The organism is Lentilactobacillus rapi DSM 19907 = JCM 15042, assembly GCF_001436255.1.
Classification (GTDB): Bacteria; Bacillota; Bacilli; order Lactobacillales; family Lactobacillaceae; genus Lentilactobacillus; species Lentilactobacillus rapi.
Genome location: NZ_AZEI01000064.1, coordinates 16,276 through 27,374, shown reverse-complemented (window position 1 = coordinate 27,374; position 11,099 = coordinate 16,276). Strand labels below are relative to the sequence as shown.

Here is an 11,099-nt window from a genome sequence, read left to right as displayed (position 1 = left end):
GTTATGTGCCTGAAAATTATTAAATATTATCTCCAACTATTGGGGTTCACTTCATTGGGAATGCATTACTTTTTTTGCTTAAATGGCGGGGATCATCTGGTTGGCGCAAGTTTTATCAATATCAAAATGGTAATTAAGTGGCATTTATAAACATGGATTCCACGCGGTTTATACCTTAAAACTTGAAGTGGTTGTGAACTTTCTTTGGCTCTGTTTCCACCAACACGTTGCCGTTATGAATGGAATACAAGATTTCAGACCGTTCATTTAAGGCATTATAAAAATTATCGTTGTTCATGATAATGCAGTCGGCGGGTTTACCAACTTCAATCCCATAGTGATCCGTGACGTGCATCGCCTTGGCCGCATTGACGGTCACAAATTTGTATGAGTTCATAATATCATCGTAGCCCATCAAGTGGCCGACGTGAATCCCCATCTCAACGGGATCCAGCATATTGCCATTGCCCATCGGGTACCAGGGATCCTTGAGATCATCCTCACCAAAGGCCACGTTAATGCCATCCGCATTGAGTTCCTTGACCCGGGTCATCCCCCGGCGCTTTGGATAGGTGTCAAAGCGGCCACCCAAATTGGTGTTAACCAATGGATTGGCAATGAAGTTAATATGAGACATCTTCAACAATCTAAATAGTTTGTAGGCATAGGCATCGTTATACGAGCCCATTGCAGTGGTGTGGCTGGCGGTCACTTTATCGCCCATCCCACTTTCCAATGCCAAGGTTGCCAAAGTTTCCAAACTGCGAGATTGCGGATCATCGATTTCATCGCAATGCACATCGACTAATTTGCCTTTTTGTTCCGCCAGCTTCATCAAAAATTGGAGTGAAGCCACCGCGTATTCGTGGGTAAATTCAAAGTGAGGAATCCCCCCGATTACGTCAGCACCCATGTCGGCGGCTTCGGTCATCAGCTCCTTGCCATGAGGGAACGATAAAATCCCTTCTTGGGGAAAGGCAACCAATTGCAGTTCAACTTGATCTTTGATTTCATCTCGAACTTCAATCAAGGCTTTCAAAGCGGTCAAATTAGGATCAGTAACGTCAACGTGGCTGCGAATAAATTGAATTCCATTGGCGACTTGAATCTTGATCGCCTTTTTGGCTCGAGCCTTCACGTCTTCAACCGTGAGTTTCTGCTTCCGCTCGCTCCAGATCCGAATCCCATCAAACAGAGTACCACTTTGGTTCCATTCCGGATCACCGGCTGTTTGAGTAGCATCCAAATGCACATGCGGATCCACAAATGGCGGTAACATCAATTTATCAGTGGCATCGATGACTTTTTCCCCATTAGTTGCTTCAATCGAGGGTGAAATGTTAACGAACTGACCATTTTCAATTCGAACATCTTTTGTTTGATCATCATTTTGAATATGAACATTTTTGATTAACATGTTAATTCCTCACAATCGTTATTTTCACAACTATTATAGCGTATTTTCGGATTATTCGTTGGGGCTTTTTGAGTGGAATGTGAGATAATGAACGCAGACAATATAATCGAAAGGTTCTGATCCATTGGCATCTCGTTATCGACTTGCTTTACCACAAATTTTGACACTGGGATTTTTGACGATCATTTTGATCGGTACCATTCTGTTATCATTACCAATCTCCAGTCAGTCTGGCCATATGACCGGCTACATCAATTCGTTTTTCACCGCCACCTCTGCCACCTGTGTCACCGGAATGACGGTCGTGAATACGGCTGTCCATTGGAGCCTGTTCGGCAAAATCGTCATTTTGATGCTCGTCGAAATTGGCGGGCTGGGCTTCATGACATTTGCGGTCCTGTTATTTGTTTTCATGCGCCGTAAAGTTGACCTGACCACTCAATTGCTGACCCAGCAATCACTTAATTTGCAATCATTCGCAAATACTCGGAGTGTTGTTTTTCTCGTGGTCCGGTTATCCCTGGCGATTCAATTGTTGGGAACGGGCCTGATTTTCATTGACTTCTATCCCCGCTACGGGTTTCTCAAGGGGCTGGGTTACAGCATTTTTCATTCGATCAGTGCCTTTTGTAACGCCGGTTTCGATCTTTATGATAACAGTTTGGTTCGGTTTCAAAATGACCCTTACCTGTTATTTGTCTTAACCCTCCTGATCATTTCGGGATCGCTTGGATTTCTGGTTTGGAAAGACATCCTTTTCTACCGGGAAGATCATTATTTAAGCCTGCACACTAAATTAGCGTTAACTACTTATTTGGGATTGATTGTGATCAGCTTTATCGTCTTTATGCTGACCGAAGCCAACTTCAGCAGCCAAACCCACTTGAGCTTCTTTGACCGGCTGATGAATTCTTATTTCTTCTCGGTAACCCCCAGAACGGCCGGCTTTTATACGGTTCCGTTAAATAAGATTTCGATGGGCGGAATTTTCTTCACCATGATCCTCATGTTAATCGGTGGTACCCCCGGATCAACGGCTGGTGGGATTAAAACCACCACTGTCGGCATTCTGCTCATCAGAGTTTGGGCAACCCTTAGAGGGAAACGCGATGCTAATTTCTGGGGCCGCAGATTTACAAATGATAACGTGTCGAGATCACTCACCCTGGTATTCTTAGTCGCTGTCGTGCTTTCAATTGCGACGTTGATTTTAACCTTTACTGAAAAAATTCCAAGAACATTTGGGTTAGAGTATATCCTGTTTGACGTCGTCTCGGCGTTTGGCACAACTGGCTTCACTTTGGGGCTAACCCCACATTTGAGCATCATTGGCAAATTGATCTTTGCCGCCCTGATGTTCATGGGCAGAGTCGGCATCTTCACGGTGATGTACTCGTTATTAACGTCAAAGGGGCCAGAAGATGCCTTTCGATATCCGGAGGAAAATGTCATGATCGGGTAAGTGTGCGCAACAAAGCGGTTAATAACCGGAACATAAGGCTCCCATAGTGTAAGCCCTGGGCTTTGGGCTTACACTATGGGTGCTTATGTGCAGGTTATTGCTTTGTGGAGCACCATTCTGCACGGTTGCCTAGAAGTTTCGACTATAAGTACTTATGCACAAACTTCTGCTTTGCGGAGCAGTCTAATTTGGATTATCGACTAACAGTCATGAACGCCTCTCCACCACCAAATTAATCAACAAAGGAGCATTCCCACATGAAAAGTAATTACGCCGTGATCGGTCTTGGCCTTTTTGGCAGCAGCATCGTTAACACCTTGTTGGCGCATAACCAAGAAGTCTTGGTCATCGATAAAAATGAAGCACTTGTGAGTGAATTTCGGGATGTTGCGACCCAAGCCGTCGTCGCGGACACCCAAAATGAATTAGCCCTCAAGCAACTTGGAATCGGCAATTTTGACAATGTCTTTGTTGCCATCGGAACCGATTTGGAAGCCAGTATTATGACAACCATGATTTGTGAAGAGCTTGGAGTTAAAAAGTTAATCTGTAAGGCTGAAAATGCTCGTCACGCCAAGGTCTTGGAACGACTAGGCGCCGATGAGGTGATCCAGCCTGAACGCGACATGGGTAATCGAATTGCCCTTCACGTGATGCAACCCAAGATTCTAAATGACCTCAGAATTCGCGGTGAGCTCGCCGTCGTTGAATTCGAATTAACCAATTCCAAGTTTTTCAACAAATCCCTTCAGGAACTCAATTTCACTAACCGTTATGGTATTCAAGTGATTGCCCTTTCTCACGCAGACGAAGCTGGAGCCGAGATCCCCAAGTCCACCACGGTCATCAAAAAAGGTGACATCATTACGGTCATTGGGACGGAGAAGGACGTCGAAAAGTTTGAAGATTTAGCCACCAAATAAAGAAATCAGTTCACCATTTCCATCTGGGCCGCGTCGAGTGCTGACGCGGCCTTTTTCAGTAAATGCGTGCTAAACTAAAGTTAACCATTAACCAAAGGGGGGCTCAAAATGGATCAAGTTTTACTCCTAGCCATCATTTTGGCAGCAGTTGTGGCAGCCAACATCCTTGCGCGCCACGTTTCAGTCATTCCACTGCCATTCTTTTTAATTTTGTTAGGATTCTTACTTGCCGGCTTGCCGGTCTATAACAACTTTCATCTGGATCCATCAACTTTTGCCCTGGCAATTATCGCCCCAATGCTGTTCAATGAAGCACAAAATAGTTCACGGTTCTGGATTGGACGATCAATTACCAATATTCTGTCGTTAGCGGTTGGGCTCGTCGTGTTCAGTGTGCTGGTCATCGGCAGTGGCTTGCATTTTGCCTACGCAGTCCTGCCGCTAAGCCTCTGCTTTGCATTATTGGCAATTGTCACGCCAACCGATGCTTCGGCCGTTAATTCGATTTTCGAGGCCAACCCGATTGCCGAAGAACAGGCTGGAATTCTACAGCACGAATCCTTGTTCAATGACGCCGCTGGTATTGTGATCTTTGATATGTCACTGGCTGCCTTTGTATCGGGATCATTCTCGTTAGACTATGCCGTGTTCTTATTCTTGTGGGAATTTCTCGGTGGCTTGCTGTTTGGTGGGCTGATTGGCGTGTTAATTGTCAGTGTTCGCTTGTTTTTAATTCGTTACAACGACGATACCCCGTTGATCATGGTCCTGATCCAGCTTTTAACGCCATTCTTAGTTTATTTGTTAGCGGAAAAATTAGCCCTCTCCGGCATTTTGGCGGTTGTGGCGGCTGGATTGGCGCAAGGATCAGAACGAGACAAATTGCGGCTAACGTCTTCTCGGATGCAGGTGGTTACCAGCAACGTCTGGGAAATTATTTCGGGAATGCTGTCGGGGGTCGTCTTTGTCCTATTGGGACTATCACTTCCTGAAGTGACCCGGGCGATGCATCAATCCGCAAACCCTAATTTCACAATTGTTAAATTGATTTTAATTGGGATTTCGATTTATCTCATTAAAGGTGTCATTCGGCTGATTTGGACCCGGTACTTACTTAAACGGCGAACAAAATCAGCCCATGAATGGCGCGATAGTTTGGTCATGGCGCTAAGTGGTGCCAATGGAACAATTACCCTTTCGCTGGCATTCTCAATGCCCAACACGATTGACGGTCAGCCCTTCATTTTCCGGGGACCATTAATCTTTGTCGCCGCGGTGATTATCCTGACCAGTTTGGTGATGCCAACAATCTTTGTGCCCGCTATTTTACCAAGTCAATCGACGAATCAGCCAAGGTATCGCTGGGTTCGGCGAATGATCCAGGCTGCGATTAGTGATTTGGTCAAGGAAAAGGAACATCCAGCAGAAGCTCAAATTGTGATTGATTCACTTCAGCAGCAGTTGGTCCTCGATAGTACCCCTAACATGCGATTGCGGCGCCAGTTGATGAGTGAAAGCCACCAAGTCGAGCTTAATACGGTTAAACAATTATATGCAGACGGTAAAATTACCCAGGAAGAATTGACGTACTACAGCCGCTTTCTGAAATTAAACAACTTTTCGGCCGACGAAAAAATTTGGAAAAATGTGCTATTGAGAATTCGATTTAGCCTGCATATCGGCACCTTGTATAAAGACCTCAACCGGGCCCAAGAAGCGTTCCTGACTGCGCCGGTTGCACTGGAAGAGGTCTATTGGCGCGAACAATTCAAAAAGCATGGCGAAGATATCCTCCCAATCGAAAAGGCCGGCTTTGACGCGGTCATGAACTTCTTGAAAACCAAAGATCATGAGAGTGGCGTCGAAGCCAACATGGTCAAAAGATTCTATCGAACGAGACATCGTCGAATCCATGAACAGGATGTCAATAGCGATATTGTGTATCAAATGTTTATGCGCGCTTTCCACAGCGAATATGAATTAATCCAAGATTCCCTGCAGACCGGAAAAATTGATTCAGCATTGGCAGAAAAACTCCAGCAGCGAATTTCAACCGATGAGATGACTTATTTGCAGAATATGGAATTGTTCAGGGGTTAGTATGCGCAGCAAAGCGGTTAGGAATCGGAGTGTAAGTCTCCTCGAACAGAAATTCCGGTTTTGGGAATTTTTGTTCGAGGTGCTTACATGTAGATTCCTGCTTTGCGGAGCATCATTACTCTATGTAGCCGGATGCTTACACCCAGATTCCCGCTTTGCGGAGCATCACTACTCTATGTAGCCAGGTACCTATGTGCAAGTTTCTGCCTGGCGCAGCTGTCCTACTCTATGTAGCCCGGTGCTTACACACAGATTCCCGTTTTGCGGAGCACATTCCTCTATGTAGCCAGCCAGATACTCATACACAACTCATATTCATCAAATCAATCAACCATATAAAAAAATCCCGACCAGGAATTAACTCTGATCGGGATTTTTTAATTACTTAGCAGGCTTCTGCTTCAAGAAGTGTTGCAAATCTGCTAAATCTTTGTTTCGCTTAAGATCGTTCTTACGGTTAACTGGACGACGTCCTTGTACGCCGTGTGGATGACAAATACGCATAGTTAAACTCTCCTTATTTATTATTACTCTTTATAGATTCCAATAGACTAAATTATTATAATACAACTTGATGGCTGAACGCAAATGAATCTCAAATTTCTCTTTGATTTTTCATTAAATATGGTATTGTTAATAGTTAAGAAACGATATGAGGTGAATTATATGGCAAACGAATTTCCACAAGCTCTAACAATTGCAGGTTCAGATAGTGACGGAAGTGCGGGGATGCAAGCTGATCTCCACACCTTCTTTAGGCGCAAGGTTTATGGTACCTCGGTTATGACTGCTTGTGTTGCCGGTAACAGTTACGGTATTCACGACGCAGTCAACTTACCGACTTCATTTATTGACAACGAGTTCAAGGACCTTGCCGACGACTACCACGTTCGCGCAAGCAAGACGGGGATGCTTTCCGACTCTGAGTTGATTCGCACGGTGATTAAGAATTATCAGAAGTACGATTTTGGCCCATTAGTCGTTGATCCCGTCATCACCACCAAGCACGGTAACATGTTGCTCGAACAAAGTGCCTACAAAACGCTGCGGGATGAGTTAATTCCCCTCGCCTACGTCATCACGCCGAACTTTTTTGAAGCTCAGAAATTAGCTGAGATGGAAATTAAAACTGAGGATGATATGAAAACAGCTGCCGAGAAGCTCAAGCAACTCGGAGCTAAAAATATCGTTCTTAAGGGCAGCCATCACGACCCCAACCAAACCAAAGTATCAGACTACATTTTACTTGAGTCTGGCAAGAGCTTCTGGCTGACTGGGGACTTCTACCCAACTGAACGAAAGAACGGTACCGGCGATAGCTTATCAGCATGTATTGCGGCTGAATTAGCCAAAGGGACCGATATTGAACAAGCCGTCCGGATCGCCAAAAAGTTTGTCGACGTTGCCATCGCCAATGAAATTCAAGTTGGTCATAAGTTTGGCCCAATCAACCACTGGGCACCTGCTGATGAACTTTAAACAATCAGCCAAATTAACTGTAACAATTTCAAAATCATGCTATCATTTAGTTGGGTGAAATTCCCACATTGGACTTCGAGTCCGCAGCCCTAATTGGCGCATGACGTCGTATAATAAAGGGCCATGTAGTTCAGCTTCTACTACACCAAAGAAGCAAGGCAGTCATCTTTTGGATGGCTGTTTTTATTTTGGTGAGCTGATTATGATATCGTTATCGATAATTGATTGGTATCGGCATTTGGCCAACTTTGAAGACGCCGGGACATATATTAATTTTCAATCGACGATCATTCACTTAGATCAGCCTGGTCACTCGGATCAAAGCGCCTATTGTCCAGTCTCTCAAATTTATCATGAAATTGTACGTTATCAGAATCGTCATTTGTTTTGGTCAAAACTGTCATCCCCATTTTCCAGAAGATAACGTTCTGCTGCTTGCCGATCTTTGATTTCTGGAATATTGGATGTTCGGACTTCTCGGGCGATCCCAGAGTTCAGCCGATCCTCGTTGGACTGTGAAAGTTCAAACGGCACTTTCCCCTCTGCAACTACTTTTTTGAGTAAGGCTTTAATTAATGTCGTTTGAGAAATACCAATGTCAGCCAAGACTTCATTTGAATCATCATAGAGATTCCGATCAACTTGAACCTGAATTCTCTTTTTGCCTTTCGTTGCTCGTGACATATTGATCACCTCGATAATATTCTATCAAAAATGAGTAATAATCTCTCCTGGATGATCTTTTTAATCAAAACAAAAATGCCTTCACTTTGGAGAGGCATTTTGTTAGATCGTTATTAATAATTCCCTTGGATCACCAATTTTTTATTAGCAGTAACGTAATTGCCATTAGTCAATTGATATCGGGTGGTTAAATTGTGTTTAACAATCCTTTTAACCGTTAACCGCACACCCTTCTTGTAATGCTTCACATACTTGGTCAAGTTAACATTTCGATAGGCATGCACACCGCGTTTGGAAATAATTGTGATCTTATTATTTTTCGGCACTGATTTGTAATATACCGGAACGACAAATTTACGGTTAGCGGTGATGTACCCGACTTTGCCGGCGGTCTTGCTACCGTGGTTGACGTCACGAACCTTGTAGCGGAGCGCCCCAGCCTTTGACCGCGCATAGTCGGTTACGACAAACATTGGTCGGTCAACTCGCTTGGCCTTCGGATATTTAGCGATCCGTTGGGACTTGGCGAACGTGGCATTCTTGTACATGTAAATATGATTTGTCGCATAGACTGCCGCACCTTTAACGGCAGCGTAGTTAGGTACCGCGGGCTCACCAGTGGCATTTTTGTTCGAATTAGTTGGGTTCCACGAGTCATTCTTTTGCGGTGTCACTGTAGGAGTATTGTTATTCGAATCTGGTGATGGCGTAACCGGAGTTGAAATTGGCACAACGCTGACGGTCAAATCATCCGAATCATCCTTGGTCAGCGTGTAGGGAATGGAACTTGAGTTAATTAGTTTATATCCAGAAGGCGCTACTGGCGTGTAGGTGCCAGTTTCAGCAAGGTAACCACTGATCGAATAAGATTTCACTGTCTGATTGTTGGCCTCGTTAACGTATTTGACATTGGCAGTTGCATGCACAGGGAGATACATAATATCAATACCAGTCATTGCACGAAGATTCCCAAAGTCTTGATTATTGTTGATTTGATTAGCTTCGACCTCTGGCACATGTCCAAAACCTATGAACGGAATCTTGGCTATTATGTTAGCAGCGTACTCACCTGGGGTTCGACCGTCCATTTCATTACTGTGTATTTCCTGCCAATCAGGGTTACCGGACACATATTCAGTATAAGCGGTCATTGTCTCTTCAGCAGGATTAATAATATAAACAGCTTTTTTTATGGGATCGTCGACACCTGTCACTTTGGTAGGATCCTGATACAGTGTGATCACAGCAAGATCATTAACACCATATCCCTTCAAAAGCGCATCAAAGCCCTTTTGTGACCCCGTAGCCGGATTCTTAAGGCTTATCACTTGATCTTGACCCAAATTCTGGCCGTTAACAACACTGTAAGTAACGTTAATGTTAATGTCGCTGCTCTCATTTGCTTGTGCCTTGGCACTGACACTAATTGCAGAAAGTGTCACCACCATCGCAGCAACCGTAAAGACTCCAAAAAAGAGTCGTTTAAATAATTTACCCATGAAATCATTCCCCCAATTTGAATAATAATTTAAGCATGAATATATATGAAATTAATCACAATATTATTATCAATGATCTCATCGATCCCGTCAACTATTTTATTTATGGCCGCATCCCTACCACTTATCCGGGCTCCAAATCCGCCCATCAATCTCATCTTGAGCCTGGCGGATTCGCTTGTCCTGCTCGTCAGCCAATGCTTTGGTGGCCGTTAAAATCGACCGATTGATAAATGAAGGTTCCCCCTCTTTCAGTTGCCCGAGTTGATTTTTTAGCCAATCATTTGTCTCACTCATCTTATTCCTCCTGATCGCGAATCATTTTAATATTCACTTTTAGATCATCAATTTGATCCTGCTGAGCCTCAATTGAGCCGATGATGAGGTTCAACTTCTGCTGGTCAGCCTCAGACTTTTCCTGTTTCATTTTCGTTAACCGGTCAACTAACCATTTCTCCCGATTGTCCAGATTCAATGGCATCACGGCGCTCACGTATTGTAAATAATTGACCAGTAACAATTCTTTCTGATCTTCTTCCAGATAACCAAACTGATTCACCACAAACGGTTTCAGGTAAGTCATCCCTGCCTTATTGGCAAACGCTTCAAACGGTCGCAATAGCTCGGAAATTGTAAAGTGTTCACCGCCACCAGCTTGAAATTCCGCCTCAGCATCGCCCAAAGTCACCACGATGCCAAGTTCCTTGTTCCGCAGTAAATGATCCGCCACCACAAACTTTCGGGTGAAAACATCATCCATATATTGCTTCAAACTTGCCGGTGATGAATACCAATACATCGGAAATTGAAAAATAATGCGACTATATTTTGTGAGCTGCCGTTGCTGCTGGATAACATCTATTTTAGTTCCCTTATATAGGTCATCGATATACTCAAAATCCACATTGGCTTGAGATTTTCCAGCAGTTTTTAAGAATTCCTGAGTAGCCGAATCCGCTAATTTGGGATGGGAAATTAGAATTAAAGTTTTCATTTTAAACCTCTTCAAAATTCTTTTAACTTTTAGTGGGAAGCGCTTCATTTCTATTGTAAACTATGGGCAGAAACTAACAAAGGAGAATTCGCTATGTCAGAATATAAAGTTCATTCAGAATTGCGCAACATTGGTGCTAAGACCGTCCACACCGCCCGCCTGCATCGATTCACATCGGACACGCCAACTGAACATCATGGCACCGATACTGGCCCATCACCCGTTGAGTACTTGTTAGGGGCATTGGGCGCATGCTTGGGTGCCAGTGCCGCTGGTTACGCGCACAGTCCCAATTATGATATTAAAATTGAAAAATTCGACATGGATTTCACCGCCGAAACGGAACGCTACCCAGATAAATCATCGAAAGTCACTAAGATCCATGTCAAAATTGACTCCAAAACTAATTTAAGTAAAGAAGAAAACGAGAAATTTGTCGAGAACGTGATTCATATTTCAACCATTCATAACACCTTACAGGATTCAGTTGAGTTCTCGTTTGAAATTAGTGACGATTAATTTGAATAACAAAGTTTGTTAG

Annotated in this window: 11 protein-coding genes; 5 read left to right on the top strand and 6 right to left on the bottom strand. The window is 43.9% G+C overall.

Annotated features, from left to right (window positions below; genetic code table 11):
* Positions 1–175: 175 nt before the first annotated feature.
* Positions 176–1,417, bottom strand: coding sequence for a cytosine deaminase (gene codA / locus FD12_RS07640; RefSeq protein ID WP_056982457.1), 1,242 nt, complete (start codon positions 1,415–1,417; stop codon positions 176–178).
* Between the two features lie 124 nt (positions 1,418–1,541).
* On the opposite strand from codA, the gene FD12_RS07635 reads away from it, so the two are divergent.
* From FD12_RS07635 to FD12_RS07625, 3 genes are all read left to right on the top strand, one after another.
* Complete coding sequence (locus FD12_RS07635) at positions 1,542–2,879, top strand: TrkH family potassium uptake protein (RefSeq protein WP_056982455.1); 1,338 nt, start codon at positions 1,542–1,544, stop codon at positions 2,877–2,879.
* 257 nt (positions 2,880–3,136) lie between these two features.
* Positions 3,137–3,802 carry a potassium channel family protein gene (locus tag FD12_RS07630; protein ID WP_054748748.1) on the top strand — a complete coding sequence of 222 codons (666 nt, stop codon included), beginning with the start codon at positions 3,137–3,139 and terminating at the stop codon, positions 3,800–3,802.
* A gap of 108 nt (positions 3,803–3,910) precedes the next feature.
* Entirely contained in the window at positions 3,911–5,902 is a 1,992-nt protein-coding gene (locus FD12_RS07625; RefSeq protein ID WP_056982454.1) for a cation:proton antiporter, read from the top strand.
* 381 nt (positions 5,903–6,283) lie between these two features.
* Here the strand turns inward: FD12_RS07625 and FD12_RS14310 are convergent, their stop codons facing one another.
* The gene (locus tag FD12_RS14310; RefSeq protein WP_263862410.1) at positions 6,284–6,406 is read right to left on the bottom strand and encodes a hypothetical protein; all 123 of its coding nucleotides are present in this window, start codon (positions 6,404–6,406) and stop codon (positions 6,284–6,286) included.
* A gap of 162 nt (positions 6,407–6,568) precedes the next feature.
* Here FD12_RS14310 and thiD point away from each other — a divergent pair, with 162 nt between their 5' ends.
* Positions 6,569–7,381 (top strand): bifunctional hydroxymethylpyrimidine kinase/phosphomethylpyrimidine kinase, encoded by an 813-nt coding sequence (thiD, locus tag FD12_RS07620; RefSeq protein ID WP_054748745.1) that lies wholly within the window; start codon positions 6,569–6,571, stop codon positions 7,379–7,381.
* A gap of 378 nt (positions 7,382–7,759) precedes the next feature.
* On the opposite strand, the gene FD12_RS07615 is transcribed toward thiD, so the two are convergent.
* From FD12_RS07615 to FD12_RS07600, 4 genes are all read right to left on the bottom strand, one after another.
* Positions 7,760–8,065 (bottom strand): type II toxin-antitoxin system RelB/DinJ family antitoxin, encoded by a 306-nt coding sequence (locus tag FD12_RS07615; RefSeq protein ID WP_056982452.1) that lies wholly within the window; start codon positions 8,063–8,065, stop codon positions 7,760–7,762.
* Positions 8,066–8,178: 113 nt separating this feature from the next.
* Positions 8,179–9,564, bottom strand: coding sequence for a DUF5776 domain-containing protein (locus FD12_RS14440; protein WP_056982449.1), 1,386 nt, complete (start codon positions 9,562–9,564; stop codon positions 8,179–8,181).
* Positions 9,565–9,681: 117 nt separating this feature from the next.
* A complete protein-coding gene (locus FD12_RS07605; protein WP_056982447.1) occupies positions 9,682–9,861 on the bottom strand; it encodes a hypothetical protein in 180 nt (59 codons plus the stop codon).
* 1 nt (position 9,862) lies between these two features.
* Positions 9,863–10,558, bottom strand: coding sequence for an NAD(P)H-dependent oxidoreductase (locus FD12_RS07600; protein WP_054748739.1), 696 nt, complete (start codon positions 10,556–10,558; stop codon positions 9,863–9,865).
* A 93-nt stretch (positions 10,559–10,651) separates the two neighbouring features.
* On the opposite strand from FD12_RS07600, the gene FD12_RS07595 reads away from it, so the two are divergent.
* Positions 10,652–11,077: an OsmC family protein gene (locus FD12_RS07595; protein ID WP_054748737.1), complete on the top strand. Its 426-nt coding sequence runs from the start codon at positions 10,652–10,654 to the stop codon at positions 11,075–11,077.
* Positions 11,078–11,099: the final 22 nt, after the last annotated feature.